This is a genomic window from Paenibacillus sp. PK4536 (genome assembly GCF_028594455.2).
In the GTDB taxonomy this organism is placed as follows: Bacteria; Bacillota; Bacilli; order Paenibacillales; family Paenibacillaceae; genus Saccharibacillus; species Saccharibacillus nuruki.
This window is the reverse complement of record NZ_CP126313.1, coordinates 3,199,107-3,219,270: the sequence shown is the minus strand read 5'-3', so window position 1 is coordinate 3,219,270 and position 20,164 is coordinate 3,199,107. Positions and strand designations below refer to the sequence as shown.

At 39.2% G+C, this 20,164-nt stretch carries 18 protein-coding genes; 3 read left to right on the top strand and 15 right to left on the bottom strand.

Going from position 1 to position 20,164, the window contains the following annotated elements; translation table 11 throughout:
- The first annotated feature begins 1 nt into the window (after nt 1).
- Nucleotides 2-2,137, top strand: coding sequence for an ABC transporter ATP-binding protein (locus PO903_RS14530; protein WP_137222773.1), 2,136 nt, complete (start codon nt 2-4; stop codon nt 2,135-2,137).
- A 68-nt stretch (nt 2,138-2,205) separates the two neighbouring features.
- Here PO903_RS14530 and PO903_RS14525 read toward each other — a convergent pair whose 3' ends face one another.
- Complete coding sequence (locus PO903_RS14525) at nt 2,206-3,477, bottom strand: methyl-accepting chemotaxis protein (protein ID WP_069327305.1); 1,272 nt, start codon at nt 3,475-3,477, stop codon at nt 2,206-2,208.
- A 340-nt stretch (nt 3,478-3,817) separates the two neighbouring features.
- On the opposite strand from PO903_RS14525, the gene PO903_RS14520 reads away from it, so the two are divergent.
- Complete coding sequence (locus tag PO903_RS14520; protein ID WP_137222771.1) at nt 3,818-4,984, top strand: AI-2E family transporter; 1,167 nt, start codon at nt 3,818-3,820, stop codon at nt 4,982-4,984.
- 158 nt (nt 4,985-5,142) lie between these two features.
- Here PO903_RS14520 and PO903_RS14515 read toward each other — a convergent pair whose 3' ends face one another.
- From PO903_RS14515 to PO903_RS14500, 4 genes are all read right to left on the bottom strand, one after another.
- Entirely contained in the window at nt 5,143-6,069 is a 927-nt protein-coding gene (locus tag PO903_RS14515; protein ID WP_273593753.1) for a protease complex subunit PrcB family protein, read from the bottom strand.
- Between the two features lie 116 nt (nt 6,070-6,185).
- Nucleotides 6,186-7,922, bottom strand: coding sequence for an arginine--tRNA ligase (gene argS / locus PO903_RS14510; RefSeq protein ID WP_273593752.1), 1,737 nt, complete (start codon nt 7,920-7,922; stop codon nt 6,186-6,188).
- 561 nt (nt 7,923-8,483) lie between these two features.
- Nucleotides 8,484-8,822 carry a four-helix bundle copper-binding protein gene (locus tag PO903_RS14505; protein ID WP_273594658.1) on the bottom strand — a complete coding sequence of 113 codons (339 nt, stop codon included), beginning with the start codon at nt 8,820-8,822 and terminating at the stop codon, nt 8,484-8,486.
- 79 nt (nt 8,823-8,901) lie between these two features.
- Entirely contained in the window at nt 8,902-9,900 is a 999-nt protein-coding gene (locus PO903_RS14500; protein ID WP_273593751.1) for a CobW family GTP-binding protein, read from the bottom strand.
- Between the two features lie 149 nt (nt 9,901-10,049).
- Here PO903_RS14500 and PO903_RS14495 point away from each other — a divergent pair, with 149 nt between their 5' ends.
- Nucleotides 10,050-10,562: a MogA/MoaB family molybdenum cofactor biosynthesis protein gene (locus tag PO903_RS14495; protein WP_137222761.1), complete on the top strand. Its 513-nt coding sequence runs from the start codon at nt 10,050-10,052 to the stop codon at nt 10,560-10,562.
- A gap of 172 nt (nt 10,563-10,734) precedes the next feature.
- On the opposite strand, the gene PO903_RS14490 is transcribed toward PO903_RS14495, so the two are convergent.
- The 10 genes from PO903_RS14490 to pduL all read right to left on the bottom strand — a co-directional run bounded on the left by PO903_RS14490 (nt 10,735) and on the right by pduL (nt 20,111).
- Nucleotides 10,735-11,733: an acrylyl-CoA reductase family protein gene (locus tag PO903_RS14490; protein ID WP_273593750.1), complete on the bottom strand. Its 999-nt coding sequence runs from the start codon at nt 11,731-11,733 to the stop codon at nt 10,735-10,737.
- A 159-nt stretch (nt 11,734-11,892) separates the two neighbouring features.
- Nucleotides 11,893-13,347 carry a nicotinate phosphoribosyltransferase gene (locus tag PO903_RS14485; protein ID WP_069327311.1) on the bottom strand — a complete coding sequence of 485 codons (1,455 nt, stop codon included), beginning with the start codon at nt 13,345-13,347 and terminating at the stop codon, nt 11,893-11,895.
- Between the two features lie 91 nt (nt 13,348-13,438).
- Nucleotides 13,439-13,981, bottom strand: coding sequence for a cysteine hydrolase family protein (locus tag PO903_RS14480; protein ID WP_273593749.1), 543 nt, complete (start codon nt 13,979-13,981; stop codon nt 13,439-13,441).
- Between the two features lie 48 nt (nt 13,982-14,029).
- Entirely contained in the window at nt 14,030-14,803 is a 774-nt protein-coding gene (locus tag PO903_RS14475; protein WP_175425157.1) for an NUDIX domain-containing protein, read from the bottom strand.
- A gap of 71 nt (nt 14,804-14,874) precedes the next feature.
- Nucleotides 14,875-15,273 (bottom strand): PaaI family thioesterase, encoded by a 399-nt coding sequence (locus PO903_RS14470; protein ID WP_069327314.1) that lies wholly within the window; start codon nt 15,271-15,273, stop codon nt 14,875-14,877.
- 28 nt (nt 15,274-15,301) lie between these two features.
- On the bottom strand, nt 15,302-16,342 hold the full coding sequence (locus PO903_RS14465) for a GNAT family N-acetyltransferase (RefSeq protein ID WP_273593748.1): 1,041 nt from the start codon (nt 16,340-16,342) through the stop codon (nt 15,302-15,304).
- Between the two features lie 132 nt (nt 16,343-16,474).
- On the bottom strand, nt 16,475-16,936 hold the full coding sequence (locus tag PO903_RS14460; RefSeq protein ID WP_069327315.1) for a YlbF/YmcA family competence regulator: 462 nt from the start codon (nt 16,934-16,936) through the stop codon (nt 16,475-16,477).
- Nucleotides 16,937-16,967: 31 nt separating this feature from the next.
- Nucleotides 16,968-18,518: a tRNA (N6-isopentenyl adenosine(37)-C2)-methylthiotransferase MiaB gene (gene miaB / locus PO903_RS14455; protein ID WP_273593747.1), complete on the bottom strand. Its 1,551-nt coding sequence runs from the start codon at nt 18,516-18,518 to the stop codon at nt 16,968-16,970.
- Nucleotides 18,519-18,688: 170 nt separating this feature from the next.
- Nucleotides 18,689-19,426: a L,D-transpeptidase family protein gene (locus PO903_RS14450; protein ID WP_273593746.1), complete on the bottom strand. Its 738-nt coding sequence runs from the start codon at nt 19,424-19,426 to the stop codon at nt 18,689-18,691.
- Between the two features lie 112 nt (nt 19,427-19,538).
- Nucleotides 19,539-20,111 carry a phosphate propanoyltransferase gene (gene pduL / locus PO903_RS14445; protein ID WP_273593745.1) on the bottom strand — a complete coding sequence of 191 codons (573 nt, stop codon included), beginning with the start codon at nt 20,109-20,111 and terminating at the stop codon, nt 19,539-19,541.
- Between the last annotated feature and the right edge of the window lie 53 nt (nt 20,112-20,164).

Here is a 20,164-nt window from a genome sequence, read left to right as displayed (position 1 = left end):
ATTGGAGACTCAAGATTACAACGAGCAACCGACAACAAAGCTCGATAACAAAACCATTACCAAAAGGCTTTACCAATATGCGTTACGCTCGAAAAAAACTTTTATTATAGCATTGGTCATGTTAGCGATCGGTGTAGGGGCTGAACTTGCAGGTCCCTTTATCGCTAAAAATATTATTGATAATCATTTATTCGCAATTGAACAACCTTTTTATCAGACTTCTTCCAGTACGAATGCTGTACTGTATAACGGCAACTATTACAAACGTGAAGGTTTCTGGACAGAAGGCGAAACTAAAGGAGCACAGGCTCATGTGATCCAGAGTGGAACCAGTTTTTATTTTGTCGAAGGTTCTGTACCTTCAACGAAAGGTGAACGAACATTTACAGATGGGGTATTAACGATTCAAAATAATCAAAGTACAGCCTCTTATCCAGCTGTTCCTTTGACAGCTAACAAATTATTTTCGTTTTATCAACCTGAATTGCCGGGTATTTATAAGCTAATTGGCTGGTACTTTGTATTCTTGTTGATCACGATTATTATGGAATTTGGGAAAACGTACTGGCTCCAATCGTCGGCCAACAAAGTCATTCAGCAATTACGCTTAGACTTGTATGCTCATATTCAGCGATTGCCAATTCCTTTTTTCGATAATCTGCCAGCAGGTAAAGTAGTATCCCGGATTACGAATGATACTGAAGCTGTCAAAGATTTATTTGTCGCTGTACTAGCTAACTTTAGTTCAGGGATTGTCTATATGATTGGTGTCTATATCGCACTCTTTTTACTAGACTGGCGTCTGGGTATGATTTGTTTGTTTGTAATCCCTCTACTCGTTCTATGGATCGTACTTTATCGTAAAATAGCAACCAAATATAATACGATTATTCGTTCCAGACTGAGTGAAATTAATGCTATTATCAATGAATCAATTCAAGGAATGTCGATTATTCGTGTATTCCGTAAGCAACGTCAGACTCAAGAAGAATTTGAGAATTTGAATAACGATTACCTGTTCTATCAGAATAAAATGTTAAATCTAAATGCGTTTACTTCCCATAATCTAGTTAACGTTTTGCGCAGTCTTACTTTTGCGATTGTGTTATGGTATTTCGGTGCTTCTGCATTAGGCGGAGTCGAAGGTGTCATTTCATTAGGAGTACTGTACGCTTTTGTCGATGTATTAGGAAGATTGTTCCAACCGGTTACAGGCATGGTCAATCAATTAGCTGCACTCGATTTATCTATGGTATCCGCAGGACGTGTATTCGAGTTAATGGATGAAAAAGGCGAGCAAGTGACCGATGGTGCTATGCCTCGTTATCAAGGGAATGTAGAATTTAAAGACGTAACTTTTGCTTACAAAAAAGATCCTGTACTCAAACACATTAGCTTTGAAGCGAAGCAAGGTCAGACTGTAGCCCTGGTCGGTCATACCGGTTCTGGTAAAAGTTCGATCATTAACCTGCTCTTCCGCTTCTATGATCCACAGCAAGGCACGATTACAATCGATGGTCAAAATGTTCAACAATTGCCGAAACAATGGTTACGCCAGCATATGGGCATCGTGCTTCAAGATCCTTATCTATTTACAGGAACGATTGCTTCTAATGTCAATTTGGAAAATGAACAGATCTCGCGTGAACGTATCGAACAAGCTTTACGTGATGTCGGTGCAGAACAGATTCTGTCTGATCTTCCTAAAGGCTATGATGAACCTGTTATGGAAAAAGGAAGTACACTCTCTGCGGGGCAACGTCAATTGATCTCATTTGCTAGAGCACTTGCTTTTGATCCAGCGATTCTTATTCTGGATGAAGCAACAGCGAATATTGATACAGAGACAGAAGCATTGATTCAATCCGCTTTGGATGTTTTGAAAAAAGGACGTACCACTTTCATTATCGCTCACCGTTTATCTACGATTCGCAGTGCAGATCAGATTCTCGTCTTGCATCGTGGTGAAATTGTAGAACGTGGTAGTCATGATGAATTAATGGAAATAGATGGACGTTATCGTCAGATGTACCGGATGCAAGTCGGTTCCGGTTCCAATATGGTCGCTGATGGTACCGAGTCTGCGAAAGACAAAGAAGTTCAAGTCCCTGCTCATCTTGCTGGACGCACAACATAAAAAAGAAGCCTGCATGATCCAGATCAATGGATTATGCAGGCTTCTTTTTTACTAATTTATTTCAAATTTTACAATGAGAACGCTTTTGTTTTTTCTAATAAGCGACTGGTCATTGTGCTTAATTCATCAGAAGATGAAGAAATTTCTTCCATAATAGCCGTTTCTTCGTGAGTTGCCATGGAAATTTGTTTGGCTCCCTCATAAAAGGTATCTGCCATTTGACGAATCGTATGCACATTCTGATACGTGAGTTCTACACGATCTGTTTGTTCTGTAATAGAGTCTTCCATCAATTGAACCGCAGACATAAACTCATACACTACACTTGAAAATTCGATCAGTGTAGACTCTACTTTATGCGTGTTGGAGGTTTCATTTTGTACCAATTCATTTTGATTATGAATCAACTGCACCGTTTCATGAATCTGAGCTTGTACCGCCATAATCAGACTATGAATTTTCTGTGCTGAATCGTTACTTTGTTCTGCCAATTTACGAATCTCTGTAGCAACGACAGCAAATCCTGCTCCATGTTCCCCAGCATGAGCCGCTTCGATAGAAGCATTTAACGCTAGCAAATGAGTCTGCTCTGCTAATTCTTTGACTGTTCCTGTAACAGCACCGATATCAGAAGCTTGATGATCTAACAGACGTACCGTTTGTTCCGCTTGTGTCTGAGATTCGGATAATGTGCTCATGCCTGATTTGAGTGATAAAAAGATATTTTTGGTCGCTTCTACTGATTGTTCCATATTACCAGACAAGGCACGCATATGAGACGACTTTTCTTTCATTTCTTGAAAAGATTCCAACATCTGTTCTGCGGTCTGTAGTGAAGACTCTGAAGATTCACGTTGCTTGCCTACACCACGGTAAATATCATCTGCTACTGTTGCCATAGACTCAATCTGACTGGTCGCTTCGGTAATCGAATGACTGAGATTTTCGGCATTATGAGATGTGGTCGTGGTATTACTAGCAATATCGTTAATAATATCTTTAATATTGTTCACCATGACGCGAAAAGCATCATTCAATACTTTAATTTCATCTTCTTCACGACGCTCTGGGATATCTACCATCAGATCGCCTGCGGATACACGCTTGGCTGCTTTGGATAGATTAACGATTGGTTTAGTTAAAAATTTAGAAATCGCAAATCCTAATATCCCACTCCAAGTAATGCCCATCAACAATATAATAGACACATATAACCAATCACTCATTTCTGTTGCTAAATACGCTTTCAAATAGAAAATAAAAAAGGCACTTGTTCCATACGTAATAATAGATACACCGATAAAACTTAAAACTAACTTTGAACCTAATGATAATTTCATGATACACCTCATAGATCTAAGATTTGGAGTAGAAATAAATAAGGTCATATGTTGGATAATGAGTAAAGAGATGAGTTATACTTTGCTTCTACCTATACTCACTTTTGTACGATTGAGTCACTTATTAATTTAAATTTTAGCAAATAATAAGCAATATCGTTGTGACAAAAGTCATAGCAAAGTAAATTTTATGAGTCTTTCGACGCAATAAACGTTTTTGTGTCTTTTTTCATATCCTTACATATGTAACTTGCTCTCTTGCTTGCGGCAAGCTATTGTTAACTTAATGCTTTTCAAATAAAATAACTAGAGCATAATGTCTTAAAGGGGATGAATGGCCATGGAACGAACTCGACCTTGGAGCGAGCGATTCAAATTATTTTTTCTAAACAATCGGTTTGTCATTTTTTTGCTAGTATTGTTGTTAATCTCAATAAACATTTTTGTACTTTCCAAAATACCTTATGTCTTTACCCCGCTTTTCGTTTTAATTAAAACTGTAATTTTGCCTATTATTTTGAGCGGTATTCTGTTTTACTTATTTAATCCATTAGTCAATTTTCTGGAAAAACGCAAAGTAAAAAGAATATATTCCATCATTTTACTTTATCTTCTTATTATCGGTCTGATTGTATTAATTGTTAGCCTTGTCATCCCTGTGATTCAGACGCAGATTCGAGAATTAATTCGTAATATTCCATCCTTTTACGATGGTATTGTGAATCAGATTCAATACTGGTTAGGTGGAGATGTATCCAAGCAAATACAACATACGTTCAGTATCAATCCGAATGATCTGGTACAGAATTTATCGGAAAAAGGATCTTCTATTATTAACCAGACGTTTACTGGTATTGGTGGATTTTTGGGAGCTTTAACGGAAACGGTATTATCGATTGTGACCGTTCCATTTATTTTATTTTACTTACTTAAAGATGGCGCTAAATTACCGAATTTCATTATGAAATTTATTCCTGTGACTTTACGTAGTCAAACCGGTAAAGTAATGTCTGAAATGAATCATCAGATCAGTTCGTATATTCGTGGACAAATTATTGTGAGTGTATGTATCGGGATCTTACTTTATATTGGCTATCAGATTATCGGTCTTGATTATTCGTTAATTCTAGCTATTATGGCTTCTTGTACAAGTATTGTTCCTTATTTGGGACCTGCTATTGCGATTACTCCAGCATTGATAGTGGCTCTAGTGACTTCTCCATTTATGTTATTAAAAATGGTGATTGTATGGACGATTGTACAATTAATAGAAGGTAAACTCATTTCGCCACAGATCATGGGTAAATCTCTTAAAGTTCATCCGATTACAATTATCTTTGTGATTTTGACAGCAGGTAAATTATTCGGAGTGATTGGAATTTTGTTAGCTGTTCCTGGTTATGCTGTACTTAAAGTAATCGTGACTCATTTATTTGATTGGTTCAAAGTAAGCTCTAATCTATATGAAAAGAAAAAGATTACTGAACCTCCTGTTATCAAACCATAAACGGTGCATGATTATATTGTAGAAACTGTAAAATGACCTACACCCCAGAAAAAACATCATAAAAAAAGACCTGAGTCTAACTGTACATTCCTATACAGTGGCTCAGGTCTTTTTGTTTATACTTTATACTTTATGCTTTATGCTTATTGAATGGAGTTTTATTTAGCCAATTCAGGTGTATATCCCTCAGGGATCGTTGTTGTTACTTTACCTTCTGTAATCACTTGAGGATTCATTTCACCTGGAGCTGGTTTTTTCACATTGTAACTAACCACTGCACGCTTATCATCGGTTAATTGTACTTTAGTAATTTCTACTGAATAACCCGGGTTAGGAAGTTGTACAGTTAGTGTTACTGTTTGTTGATCCGCTGTCTCTGCTGGAGCAACACTTAGTTCTGGCTCATTGCCCATTTGATCATCACCCGTTTCACCTGGTGCAGGAGTAGTTGTATCATCATTTGCTTTGTTATAACGATCTACCATTTGTACACCATGGTATACCCATTCTGCGGCTTGCATACGTGTAATTTCTTTGGTAGGCATAAATGCTTTACCTACAGAGCTACGATCAATCACATTCATATTGACCAAATCTTGAATCGCTCCTGAAGCTTCTTTACTAATTTGATCTTGATCGGTAAAGACTGCAAACATTTTGGTTGTAGGATAATTACCTGTCACATTAATTGCTTCATGTAACCAGATTGCAAATTGCTCACGAGTTACTTTTTTCTCAGCATCAAATGAAGGGATCGATATATTGTTAGCTTCAGCAATACGTAAAGCGTCGGTATACCATGCTTTACGAACTAGATCATCACCCGGTTTTGTTACATCCCCTTTTAATTCAAAAGCTTTAACCAAAATCTGAATCGCTTGTGGCTGTGTAAGTGTCATATCTGGCTTGAATTGAGTAGAAGTCACGCCATTAATAACTCCTTTATCATGTAACATATTGATGATTGTTTGATTATCTTTGTCTTTCACATCGGTAAATGTAGAAGCAGCACTTGCACTTCCTGCTCCTGCAATCGCCAATGATAATGTTAATACAGCTACTGCTTTTTTCTTATGATTCCACATTTGTAATCATCCCTCCATTGAATAGGTCTACTGTCGAATAAATTGGTTTTTATTCAACCTTACAATGCCCTAGACGTATAGAAGTTCTCATTTGTTGCACATCAATTATACAGCAATCACATCTGTTCTGGCGTTTGCAGTCCAAGTAAAGTCATTAGCCTTTTCAAATAAAGTCCTGTTTGCATAGTAAGTGACATACGCTGAGCCTTCACAGACAGCGGAGCATCCACGATCCGATCTTTGTTATAAAATTGGTTAAATAACTTGGCGGTTTCTAGTGTATATCTAGCGATAATAGAAGGTTCATGTTGTGTTGCTGCTCGTTCCAATTCGTGTGTGTATCTTGATAAATGGATCAGTAAAGCCCAGCTCGCATGACTCCATTCTCTATTCATTGTATCTGTTTCCAGTTCGATTGTGGTCTGGTTATGCTGTGAAGTATTCATTGTTTGTACTTTTCGCAAAATGCTTTGGATTCTAGCATAGGTGTATTGAAGATAGGGACCTGTCTCTCCTTCAAAAGTTACAGCGTCTTTCAATGAAAAATCGATCTCATTCTGACGATTATTTTTGAGATCCCCGAAAATAATCGCACCAATACCGATCTGCTCAGCCACCTGTTCTTTATTCGGCAAATCAGGACTTTTTTCAGCAATAATTTGTGTTGCTCGTTCTACAGCTTGATCCAATACTTCTTCCAAAAAGACCACTTTTCCTTTACGGGTAGACATCTTTTTACCATCAACTTTCATTAAGCCAAATGGCACATGAATACAATCTGTTGACCATGAGTGTCCCATTTTACGAAGCACTTCAAATACCTGTTTGAAATGCAATGTCTGCTCTCCGCCGACCACATAGATCAACTGATCTGCACCCATTATTTCTTTGCGATAAATAGCAGTCGCCAGATCACGGGTCGGATAAATCGTTGTCCCATCTGATTTCAAAATCAAACATGGTGGTAATTCCTGTTCATCTAATCTCACTACCTGTGCTCCATCGCTTTCGACAAGTAATTGCTGACGCTGCAATTGCGCAATCACAGCAGGCATTTTATCGTTATAAAAGCTTTCACCAAGTACAGCATCGAACTCTACCCCTAGCCGTTGATACATTTTCTGAAGCGACTGCATACTTACGTCTACAAAATAATGCCATAGTTCTACAGCTTGAGCATCGCCTTGTTCTAATTTGCGGAACCAATCTCTTGCTTCATCATCTAACCGAGGATTCTGTTCAACTTCTTCATGAAATTGAATGTATACTCTTAACGATTCTCCTATAGGATTCAGCTTCAATTGCTCTGGATCGCCCCACCGTAAGTAAGCGGTTATTAATTTACCAAATTGTGTTCCCCAATCTCCTAAATGATTGACTCGAATCGCTTCATACCCTACGGCTTGGTAGATCCGATGCAAAGCCGCTCCTATAATGGTTGAACGCAAATGTCCTACTCCAAAAGGCTTGGCTATATTAGGCGATGACATATCGATTACAATCCGCTTACCTGCACCTATCTGAAGCTCTGTATTTTGTTGCTCTTCTAGACTGGATAATATCTCAGTTCCATAATAAGCACGATCCCAGGTCAAATTGATATAAGCACCTACAGCTTGTGCCTGAATATGAGCATCTGCTAACGGTTGTTCTATTGCTGTTATTATTTCTGTCGCAATCTGGTCAGGCGAACGTCTCCATGTTTTGGCAAAAGTATAACAAGGAAATGCCAGATCACCCATACCAATCGTTGGCGGAACTTCAAGCATTTGAATCAATTCTTCTTCAGTCATTGAGGTTACAGGTTGTAACATCGAAGCGACTTGTTGTTTGAATAAATGAGCTAATTTCATCTGTAAATTCTCCTTTACGTATATTTTAAAATTCATGTGGTTATTCATGTTGTATCTTTGCTAGATACTGGTTTGACTATGTACAAAATACAAAAAAAGCACTCATCTGCTTAAGTGAGTTATCACTTAAGAGACGAGCGCTTATAATAAGCATTCCCGCGGTACCACTCTTTGTACAGTATGTATATGTGGATACTACCATTATTGTATCTGCTCCATCATCCCATTACTGTCGCTTGATAACGATAACGGTGTCAGCCGGACTTATCTATACAGATAAATTAGATCCATGATCGTGTTCACCTTTTGAATAAGTCATTTCCCGAGTGCGGTTCACCTACGAATGTTTTACCGGCTTTCACTCTCCCGGTTCGCTGCTTAAACAGTGATCGTTATGGCTACTCTCTCGTTCATGAATGATAAATGTAAAGTTTAGATTGTATTATACATACGGTGTTAGGTTTACGCAACCTAAAAATTGCAATAAAAAACCTTCGCAAATATGCAAAGGTTCTGAAAATAGTTATGGTTATCCTTACTGTCTATGTATAAAGTAGTAGATTATACAGCTACCATCAAATCTCTACACATGTCTACACAACGACGGCAGGCTTCAATACATTCACGAGAGTGCGCATTGTCATGTTTGGAGCATTCATCAATACAAGCTTCACAGACTTTAGCACATAATTCAGCAATTTCACCAGCAAATTGGCTACCTTGACTTAGCGATTGTGCTGTAAAAGAACAGATCTCTGCACATTCACGAGTAATACGTATACAGTCACACAATTTCTCAAGATTATATTCTTTCAAATTAGCTACATACGAAAGATTACAAGCATTCATAGCCTCGACACAAGCTTCAATATGAGCATGGTATAATTTTTGATTAGTCATCATTAGTATGACCTCCGTTGAGATTGTAATAGTTATATCGAACTATTACCCCGGCTATACTCATATTGAAACTGTGTACTTACGATAATTTAGCAGCTTGCTCTTCTAATGCTAACAACTGTTCCTTTATCAACTCTTTGTCGAAATGCTCTCCAATAAAAACAGCAACATCAGGGACTGCTTTTTGTGGCGTAATCTTCATAAAGTCCATTTCACGATAAGCATATTGGAACAAAAAACGACTTGCGGTGTCGTTAAATGTTAGAATCCCTTTTGCACGATAAACTTCAGTCGGTAAAGACCGGATTACATTCTCAAAAGCTTCACTATTAATCGGGTGCTCAAAATAATGGGTATACGCCATCACATGACTATGTGAACCATGCATATGCTCGGAATGGGTATGATCATGACTGTGTTCAGTCGAAGTTGAAGTCTGTTTATTTTGCGCTAATGTTTCTTTGGCATCGACGATCGATGAAAGGTCTGTATAGATGGTACTCGGCACTTCACAGCGCACTGTCGTATGAATAGGTGCATACGCATTCCATCCACGTAGAATAGCTTCTAACTTTGTAATGGTTGTTGCATCGACACGATCACTTTTATTCAAAATCAATACAGAAGCACACCGAATCTGCTCTTGCATCAGACGATATGTTTTGCCTTTCTGCTCTTGATACAATTCCCATAGATGAGCTGCATCGACTACAGTTATCAAATTTTTCAATTCCATATGGTTGTACAATGAAGTCTCTGTAACCGCATCTAGAATTTCGATTGGATTCGCCACACCGGAAGCTTCGATAATAATCACGTCAGGCTTTTCGGTTTCCATTAAATTATATAATTCCATACTTAGATCAGCACGAATCGAACAGCAGATACATCCACTTAATAATTCAGCCATCGCCACATCTTGATCGACCATCATCCCATCCAAATTGACATCGCCGATCTCATTCATAATCACAGCAGGTGTTTTGCCAAGGGATTTCCATTCTTGAATCATATGTTGAAGCATGGTGGTTTTGCCACTGCCTAGAAATCCAGACAAAATATATACAGGTGTTGTCATTGATATCCTCCTCGTGCATGGTTCTTTGATTTATTAATTTAGGGCTACTCTTATATTATACACTGACATGGCAAGTGTTCATGATCGATCACAACCTATGTTACAATGGCAGGGATGCTTGAATGAGAATAAAGGAGTGAATAAATACCATGAGATCCGTAGATGAACATCGCGCAGAAGCACCAGATACTGTACGTTGTATGGTCATTACTGTGTCAGATACTCGCACTGAAGCAACCGATACAGGTGGACAATTATTACAGTCCCTTTTAACAGAGAATGGTTATCAGGTTATAGATTATACCATCGTTAAAGATAGCTATGTTGGTATCCGTGAATTGCTTCATGATGCCGCAGAACGTCCAGAAGTCGAAGCTATTTTGTTAACAGGTGGCACAGGGATAGCTCCGCAAGATGTAACGTTTGAAGCAGTACAAAGTCTTTTGACGAAAGAATTACCTGGTTTTGGAGAGATTTTTCGCTTTCTGAGTTTTACTGAAGATATTGGTTCAGCTGCCATTATGAGCCGTGCGATTGCAGGTACTATCGGAGGAACTGCTGTCTTTTCGATGCCCGGTTCACGAGGTGCGGTGAAGTTAGCGATGGAACGCATTATTATTCCTGAATTGGGACATGTGATGCGAGAAATTTATAAAAAATAATGGAATAGATTCTATAGGATCATATGCCAACACAGAAGCATAAATGATCTCCCATCCTAGATGGCATACACTATCGATATCATGCCATAGCAAAAAAGCACACTGCCGCTTATCGATGCAGTGTGCTTTTTGATTTTTACTTTATACCTAATGTGATCAGATGAAATACACCTCAGGATGTAACTTTAATCAACTGACGACCGACTGCTTTACCTGCTAGAATCGTTTCTAACGCTTGTGGTATTTGTTCTAGCGTATATTCTGTAACCGCTTGATGAATAGCTGTAGTTGGTTTCCAATCGCTTGCTAGGTGCTTCCAGACTCTTTGTCTGATCTCAATAGGGCAAAATACAGAATCAATGCCGATCAGATGTGCTCCACGTAGAATAAAGGGAAAGACTGAACTTTCAAAATCGTTACCTGCTGTCATACCCGATACAGCCACTACACCACGATATTTTAATGATTTCAGCCGTTCTCCTAGCCCTTTACCACCTGTAGGGTCGATAATACCTGCCCAAGTGGATTTACCTAATGGACCGTCTACTTTCTGCTCCGCTTCTTCTCTTGAAATGATTTGAGACGCTCCCAGTGTGGTTAACCAGTCCTTTTGATCGGCTTTGCCACTTGCTGCATAGACTTCATATCCTAATGCACTCAAGATCGAAATAGCTATGGTTCCCACACCACCTGTAGATCCTGTGACAAGGATCGGACCGTCTTCAGGTTTGATTCCATGTTGAATTAACGCATCTACAGACATTCCAGCCGTAAATCCAGCCGTACCAATAATCATTGCTTCTTTAGCACTTAGTCCTTGAGGTAGCTTAATCAACCATTCGGCAGGCACGCGAGCATACTCACTGTACCCTCCATAATGACTGACACCCAGCTTATATCCAGTACATAGCACTTGATCGCCTACTTGAAACTGCTCATCGCTTGACTCTACTACTTCTCCTGCCAAATCTATCCCCGGCACAAACGGGTACTGCTTCACAATCTTGCCTTCTGCTATACTTGCCAGTCCATCTTTATAATTGACATCTGAATACGATACTTTAATGGTGACAGATCCTTCAGGTAATTGATGAAGTTGTAATTGTTGAACCTCACCGGTTACTTTTTGATCTGACTGTTCTAATACAAACGCACGAAATGTCTGTTCCATCTAACTCATCCTTTCTATCTTTCCTTCTTTATCATAAGGATTCCTTCAAAGCCTGACAGCGATAAATGCTACATTCTGTTCACTGTACTCTCTTACGTAATATAACCAAAAAACCCACCTTTATAAAAAAGGCAGGTTCAGATTCTGGTTTAGTACTGATTAAAGTTCTTCTTCCGGTAAATATTGTGCAATCAATTTCTGCTTCATTTCCCAAGCTTTGACGCTCACATTTACACGATAAATCTCAGGATTTAATTTACGCAAATATTCTGGCCAGAATTCATCCAGTTGACTCACATGATACGCCCGGATCTCTTCCAAATTAGGCATCGTATAGACTTGCTTACCTTCGATAAAAATAGGTTCCAACATAGGAACAGCTTTATAGTCAGATACATATTTACGAATATAAGGATGCGCTGGATTAAACAATTTAAGACGTTTGCCTTCAAGCGGCTCTTTTTCATCTGGGAAACAGATATAGTCCGCAATAGCTTTACCATTGGTTGGATTGATAATGCGGTAGACTTCTTTCGTTCCCGGTGTCGATACTTTTTCGGGATTAGCCGAGATTTTGATTGTAGGTACCATTTCGCCATCAATCTCGCACTCGACTAATTTGTATACGCCACCCAAAGAAGGTTGATCTGATGCTGTGATTAACTGTGTTCCTACGCCCCATGTATCAATTCGTGCCCCTTGCGCTTTTAGATCCAAGATTGTATTTTCATCGAGATCGTTAGAAGCAACGATTTTGACGTAAGATAATCCTGCATCATCTAACATTTTGCGAGCTTGAATCGACAAATATGCAAGGTCACCACTATCCAGACGAATAGCAATCATCTTTTTGCCACGAGCTTCTAAGTCTTTGGCGGTCTTAATCGCATGAGGTACACCGCTACCTAACGTATCAAATGTATCGACTAGCAAAGTGACTCCATCTGGCATCGCATTCGCATAACGATCAAAAGCTTCTTGTTCATTACCGAAACTTTGTACCCAAGCATGAGCATGTGTACCTTTGGTAGGAATACCGAATCTAGCCCCTGCTAACATATTTGAAGTCGCATGGAAGCCTGCGATATAAGCCGCTCTAGCTCCCCAGATCGCCGCATCGGCTTCTTGAGCACGTCTTGTACCAAACTCTAGCAACGTATCCGTACCGCCCACCTGCTTGATCCGTGAAGCTTTGGTGGCAATTAGCGTCTGATAGTTCATAAAGTTAAGCAAAGCTGTCTCTACCAACTGTGCTTCAATAATCGAACCTTCTACACGAATCAATGGCTCATCTGCAAAAACAACGGCTCCTTCTTTCATCGAAAACAAATTGCCATGAAAACGGAACTGGCGCAATTCTTCTAAAAACTTCGCGTCATAGTTCTCTTCCTGTTCTGCCAGATAAGCAATATCTTCTTCTCGAAAACTCAAGTTGGTTATATAATTCACAATCCGTTCCAGACCTGCAAAGACGGCATATCCGTTACCGAAAGGAAGTCTGCGGAAATAAGCTTCAAATACTGCTTTCTTATGATGTGTACCGTTAATCCAATGAGCATACATCATATTGATCTGATACTTATCTGTATGTAAAGCCAGTCCCATTTCGTTCATCACCATGTCACCTCTTCATTGTTGATCATGCTAAAGCAATTCTGCTTGCACGTCTTTCTGCTGCACAAGCAGAATTGTGAATCATTGCACATTAATAACTATGAATAAGTTGTGCACCTATACTTTTCTCAAAATGATCGATTGCCCATACATGACCTTGTGCATTAAAGCTTGCTATTGCATCGGTATGAATCACTAATTTGAACCCTTTATTGTAAGCATCTACAGCTGTATGCAGTACACAGATATCGGTACATACGCCAATGAGATGCAATTCAGTTATTCCACGTTCACGCAATTTCAATTCAAGATCGGTTCCGGCAAACGCGCTGTATCTCGTTTTATCCATCCAGACGATCTGCTGTTGATGTTCTGCATAGACTTCACTTAACCGACCATACAATTCTCGTCCAGCTGTACCACGAATATTATGTGGTGGAAAAAGAGTGGTCTCTGGATGGTACGCATCATTCGGTTCATGCATATCAACAGCCATCACTACATAATCATGAGTACTAACAAATTTCTCTGTCAATTCAACGATACGCTGTTCAATATCGATTGCAGGTTGTCCTACAGGTAAAGCACCATCTACAAAGTCACGAGTATAATCGATCACAATAAGAGCTTTCATGATATAGACCTCCAGATATTGAAATACAAACAATCATTCAGCATATCCTTACGAATAAATCGAAAGACGAGGTACAAGACCTGTAAAACGATACAATTGTGCTGGGCGTTGAGAGTACTGATTCGAACTTAGTAAGTTCCCCTCTTCATCATGCACCTCTTCAATAATACCTTTACGGCTACGTGTTGAAGTGATTTTGCGAATAAAGTTCGGTTCTTCAAAGTCAGGTACAACCGCTTTGATCACCTGATACAATTCGCTTAACGTAAATTCAGGCGGCAAAAACTTTTTGGCAATCACTGTACTAAGCATCTGTTCTTGAATTCGCATATACGCATCACGAATAATATCATGATGATCAAATCCAAGTTCTAGCTTTTCTAATGCTTCTTCAATCGTAAATAGACCGACTTCTTCCGCATCATCAGCAGCTTGCCGTTTTTCCAACACCTGTTCTTCTACTAAAGCAAAAAACGCATGCGATATAATCCAACCACGAGGATCACGCCCGGGCTCACTATAGACACCCAAATACTCAAGATGGCGACCGTCGACTCCTGTCTCTTCTTTGAGTTCACGCTGTGCGGCTTCAAATAAAGACTCATCATCACGTGAAAATCCACCAGGCAAAGCCCATTTTCCGGCAAAAGGCCATGAGCGACGACGAATCAACATTACTTTCAGTTCACGCAAAGGTAATGTTTTGGTAAACGTCTTCCGCTCTTTTTTGGTCAAAGTAAACATGACAATATCGGCGGGTGCGCCATCGGGCGTACGATACTTTTTGACATCATACGAATGCTGTTTGCTGTTATCCGTCATCGTTATCACCACTGTTCATTTTATCTTTTTGATAATATCATTATGAATGATTCTCTAAGGCAGGTCAATCTTTATTTGCGAGTTGCGATAAATGTAGCTGTCGAGATAGCGCCTACAACGCCTTGTTCGTTAGAAACTTCAGCTTGTAAAGTTACTGTTCTTCCTGAAAGATGAAGAATTCTAGCTGTTGCGAATAATTCGCCTTCTTTCATCGACTCTACAAAATGCGTATTCATATTTGTTGTAACACAAGGTTGCCCATCTTGAATCGCCATCGACAACATCCCCATCACCTGATCCATCATCGACATCTGCACACCACCATGCACAATATGCATATGATTAAGATGTTGTGGAGTCGCCGTGAGTCCAATCGTAATATAATCTTGCTCACTTGCGATTAGACGGCACCCCAATAATCCCCAATATAGTTGTTCGCTTTTTTTTAATATTTCATCCCAATGTGTCAAAAAATGCTCCTCCTGTTCAAAACGGTTGTTACAATAACAATCCCATTTGTATCAAATCTACATACTGATGTTCAACCACTAATGCGTTTTTTTGAATCCCTTCGATACGAAAACCTAATGAACGATATAAATGTAAAGCGCGTTCATTACTGCCTTGTACATTCAATTCAAGACGATGTAAATGCCGATCTTGCGCCCAATGAATCATCGTCTGAAATAATCGTCGTCCAATCCCACGATTAGCATACTCTTGAAGTACACCTACAACAATATATACACTATGACGATTACGTGCAACTTTGCCACCAATCGCTTCCAAATATCCAATAATCTGACCTTCGTATTCAGCTAGAAAAATATTAGAATTGGCACTACGCAGTGCATAGCGAATCATCTCTCGTTGTTCGGCTTCATTCAGATTCCGTTCTCCTGGTTCAAGAAGCATAAATGTAGTCTGTTCATCTAATTTCTGCTTCATCCGAACCAAAGCCCCTGAATCTTTCATCTGCGCAATACGTACAGACACTAACATTGCTAGATAAGGTTCTTTGGTATAGGGATATACAGAAGACAGAGAGTTAGAATATGCCCATGTTTTTTGTAAAAGCACTTGATCACGGCAGACAATTCCATTTTCGATAATCGGTTGCTGGTAATGTCTAATAAAATGATCATGCTCGATTCGTATCATGCGAAAACCATGTTTTTGATAAAAAGCAAGTGCTCCTAGACTCGAATTACCTGTAGCCACAGTAACCACTTGAGCTTTGTACTGTTTTAACTGCTGTAATACTTCATCTAGTAATTTGCTACCAATCCCTTGTGTCTCATAATCTACTTCTACCGCAATGTTCATAATTTCCCATTCTTGTGCTGCACGTTGAAGCACTCCACAGACGCCTACGATATGATTCGCTATTTCTGCGGTCCACCAACGACAATAGGCTTTGTAGTGTTCTATAGCTTCTAGATCAGGATCAGCAAGCATTAACAAGGTAATCGGTATACTTTCGTGATTGGATTGAGCACGGATTAACACAGAATCATAACTATAATCAGAAGATTCCATGACCATTCACTTCTTTCTGCATGTAGAATCAAGAGCAATGAGTGATTGTTAACAATGACTATCCACTACAACGAAAAAAGATATCGGAATACAAAAAGACGCGGCTATAGGCTCCGCGTCTTTGAATTTGTTCTAGTCATTGCAGGACGATGGAGGTGAATCCTTACCGCTCTCTACATTAATTTTCTCAGAAACGGTATCATGGATAACGGAAATAACCATTTGTAACATATCGTTAATTTCGACCTGACTTTCTTGATAATCCGATACTAAAGGAATATCATCCAGTTCTTGTTGTAACGCTGTTAATTCGCCTTCAATTCGAGCAATCATTTTTTCGTTTTTCATCGATTCAAAAGCAACCACTTCTTTTTGCTTTTTTTTGATGGTACGAATTAACTCTTCGATCCGTGGATGAGTTTGAATCATTTTTTCTGCTCTTTTGAAATGATCCACTTCTTCACTTTCCGAGATCAATGCAGCTAATTGTTTTGTTTTTGCCATAATATCTTCACGAATAAAAAGACCCTGTGTATTCAATTCAAGTGGTGCTCCGCCTGTCGTTGATTCAACATTGCGATCATGATGCTCCATCGACAATCCTCCGTTCACGTTCCAAATTTAATTAATAAGCTATAACCGGTTCTGGAACCAGATCGCCTTTGATATAGAATGTTTTATAATCAGTAATTTGTACATGTACGAATTGACCGATCATATCTGCTGAACCTTCAAAATGCACCAGTTTGTTAGAACGTGTGCGTCCTGCAAGCACAGTAGCATTATTTTTACTTTCACCTTCAACCAATACTTCAACGACTTGACCTAAGAATTTCTCACTACCGATCAAGCTATAATCTTTAATTGTTTTGTTCAAGCGTTGCAAACGTTCTTTTTTCACTTCCATCGGTACATTGTCTTCCATCACTGCAGCGGGTGTACCTTCACGTGGTGAATAGATAAAGGTAAATGCTGAATCGAATCCTACTTCACGCACAAGTGATAATGTTTCTTCGAATTGCTCATCAGTCTCCCCGGGGAACCCTACAATAATATCTGTAGTCAGCACCGCATGAGGAATCGCTGTTTTGATTCTACCCACCAAGTCTAGATACAACTCGCGTGTATATTTACGACTCATTTTCTTGAGCACTGCACTGCTACCTGATTGCACAGGCAAATGAATATGTTCGACTAGATTGCCACCTTTAGCCAGTACTTCGATCAAGCGATCATCAAAATCTCTTGGATGCGATGTTGTAAAGCGAACACGCGGAATATCAATTTTAGAGATATCATCCATTAGATCGCCAAATGTATAATTCATACCTGTCAAATCTTTGCCATAAGCATTTACATTTTGACCCAGTAGTGTAATTTCTTTAAATCCTTGACGTGCTAATTCACGCACCTCAGCAATAACATCTTGCGGAAGACGACTGCGTTCTTTACCACGTGTAAAAGGCACAATGCAATACGTACAGAATTTATCGCATCCATACATAATATTTACCCAACCACGCATACCCTGCCGCTTTTTCGGTAAATTTTCGACGATGTCTCCTTCTTTGGACCAGACTTCGACGACCATTTCTTTACTGAATAGCGATTCTTGGATCAAATAAGGCAGACGGTGAATATTATGTGTACCGAAGATCATATCTACAAATCCATGCTTTTGCATAATACGGTTAACGACGCCTTCTTCTTGCGACATACATCCGCATACACCGAGTAACAAGCCCGGGTTTTCTAGTTTCAATGTTTTGAGATGACCCAATTCACCGAATACACGATCTTCTGCATTTTCACGAATAGCACACGTATTTAACAAAATAATATCTGCTTCTTCTCGGCTTTCAGTCGCTTGGTAGCCCATTTGTTCCAGCATGCCTTTAATAGTCTCCGAATCATGCTCATTCATCTGACAACCAAATGTATAGACCAGATAATGCTTACCAATTCCGATCATACGCATGTCTTCTGGGATGCTTTCTTCGTACACGACTTGAACATCTTGTTTACCACGTTTCTTTTCTTCACGTTGATTCGGTTCAGATATAATATGGATTTCCCGACCTCGGATACGAATTTTTTTGCCAGTTTCATCTTCTGAAATCACTTTAGCATCCGAAAAATCAAAATACTTGGAATAATCCTTAATTTCTTTTGACATGCTGCCACTCCCCACTGTAAGCATCATTCTAAAGTTCTGTATGCCTCTTCCAACATCTCAAAAAAGCATTACTGCTAATTATATCATGCTTACTCTATTATAAAAAGCTGTCAAATTATACCTCATCCACCCGTATAACAGCTAATATTCTTAACTAGTTAACCAGACATTTAGCGAGCACTGACTGTACCGATCCGAATCTTAGGAGACTTCGTAGGATCGATCGCTTGTAACACTTTTAATAGATTGGCTTCAGATAAAGCGATACAGCCATCGGTAGGTCGATTGTATGCTCGCCAGATATGCATAAAGATCGCACTGCCTTTGCCTTTAATAATTGGATCGGTATTGTAATTCACAACCATACCGTATTTATACAGCGGATTATCCATTCTTTCATAGGATGCCCAGCGTTGATTGGGGTTGCCTGATTCAGTCACCTTTTGATTATAATCATTAGAACTGACATCATCGACCCAGTAATCTTGAGAAGTATGAGGTTGATAATTCACTTTCAGACCTGTAGGCTTGGACGCTGTGCCAAAAGCAGTTCCTAATGAATAGGTACCTAGAGGTGTTTTGCCATCCCCTTCTTTAATTTTGCCTACTCCGTTTTTCCCTAGGACTACGGGTAAAGCAGCGATTTGCAGTTTCCAGTTTCCATTTTGCTTATTGTATATCTGAAGTGTGCCTTTGAATGTCTTCTTATTTGCAGCTGTGACTAGAATAACTTGTTCTGTATGCAGTTGATCGAATTTGTGAAAAAGTGCTTGCTGATGCGCATTTTGTTCATCTGTTAAGGTATTAGACGCGGCTATACTCATTGATGTTGTCGTATTTACCATTGCACTTAGCGTATAGATTAATATCCCTAACGATACCCATTTGAGCATACTTCTTAATCGCATCTAGTTCCCTCCATTGCACGCTATATTTTAATAAGGAATGTATCATAAAAAAGCATAACAAAAAAGCCTATTTCAAAAGAGCGAAATAGGCTTGCTGTATAAAAAGCTATTATTAATCGATAATTTCAGCAGTGTCGCCAGTAGCAGCACCGGAAGCATTGGCTTCATCTGTATCGATATGCATGTCTAATGCAAAAGAATCAGATACACGTGCAATGACGTTTTCTAGAACAAGACCACGTTCACCAGACAAGCGAACTTTCAACAACTCTTGATCTTTAATTCCCCATTTTGCTGCATCAGAAGTATGGAAATGAATATGACGTGCAGCTACAATCACGCCTTCTTCGATTTGTACTTCACCCGCAGGTCCTTTAAGAAGTACACCCGTTGTACCATCAATTTTACCAGATTCACGTACTGGAGCTTTTACGCCAATAGCAAAAGAATCCGTGCGAGAGATTTCCAATTGTGTTGCTGGACGAGCAGGTCCTAAAATACGAACTTTTTCAAAACTTCCTTTGCTACCTACAACAGCAACAGTTTCATTAGCAGCAAATTGTCCAGGTTGGGACAACGCTTTAAATTCTGTTAATTGGTATCCTTCACCAAATAATACTTCAATGTGTTCTTGAGTTAGATGAATATGACGTGCAGACACGCCTACAGGTACAGTTTTACTCATGTGATCACTCACTCCTTCGATATTCTCTATTTCATTTGCACTTTGTAACAAAA

Excerpts from the sequence above, each read along its gene's own strand:
- PO903_RS14525 (WP_069327305.1), bottom strand. The coding sequence starts at position 3,477 with ATGAAATTATCATTAGGTTCAAAGTTAGTTTTAAGTTTTATCGGTGTA.
- PO903_RS14520 (WP_137222771.1), top strand. The coding sequence starts at position 3,818 with ATGGAACGAACTCGACCTTGGAGCGAGCGATTCAAATTATTTTTTCTA.
- PO903_RS14515 (WP_273593753.1), bottom strand. The coding sequence starts at position 6,069 with ATGTGGAATCATAAGAAAAAAGCAGTAGCTGTATTAACATTATCATTG.
- argS (WP_273593752.1), bottom strand. The coding sequence starts at position 7,922 with ATGAAATTAGCTCATTTATTCAAACAACAAGTCGCTTCGATGTTACAA.
- PO903_RS14505 (WP_273594658.1), bottom strand. The coding sequence starts at position 8,822 with ATGACTAATCAAAAATTATACCATGCTCATATTGAAGCTTGTGTCGAG.
- PO903_RS14500 (WP_273593751.1), bottom strand. The coding sequence starts at position 9,900 with ATGACAACACCTGTATATATTTTGTCTGGATTTCTAGGCAGTGGCAAA.
- PO903_RS14495 (WP_137222761.1), top strand. The coding sequence starts at position 10,050 with ATGAGATCCGTAGATGAACATCGCGCAGAAGCACCAGATACTGTACGT.
- PO903_RS14490 (WP_273593750.1), bottom strand. The coding sequence starts at position 11,733 with ATGGAACAGACATTTCGTGCGTTTGTATTAGAACAGTCAGATCAAAAA.
- PO903_RS14485 (WP_069327311.1), bottom strand. The coding sequence starts at position 13,347 with ATGAACGAAATGGGACTGGCTTTACATACAGATAAGTATCAGATCAAT.
- PO903_RS14480 (WP_273593749.1), bottom strand. The coding sequence starts at position 13,981 with ATGAAAGCTCTTATTGTGATCGATTATACTCGTGACTTTGTAGATGGT.
- PO903_RS14475 (WP_175425157.1), bottom strand. The coding sequence starts at position 14,803 with ATGACGGATAACAGCAAACAGCATTCGTATGATGTCAAAAAGTATCGT.
- PO903_RS14465 (WP_273593748.1), bottom strand. The coding sequence starts at position 16,342 with ATGGAATCTTCTGATTATAGTTATGATTCTGTGTTAATCCGTGCTCAA.
- PO903_RS14460 (WP_069327315.1), bottom strand. The coding sequence starts at position 16,936 with ATGGAGCATCATGATCGCAATGTTGAATCAACGACAGGCGGAGCACCA.
- miaB (WP_273593747.1), bottom strand. The coding sequence starts at position 18,518 with ATGTCAAAAGAAATTAAGGATTATTCCAAGTATTTTGATTTTTCGGAT.
- PO903_RS14450 (WP_273593746.1), bottom strand. The coding sequence starts at position 19,426 with ATGCGATTAAGAAGTATGCTCAAATGGGTATCGTTAGGGATATTAATC.
- pduL (WP_273593745.1), bottom strand. The coding sequence starts at position 20,111 with ATGAGTAAAACTGTACCTGTAGGCGTGTCTGCACGTCATATTCATCTA.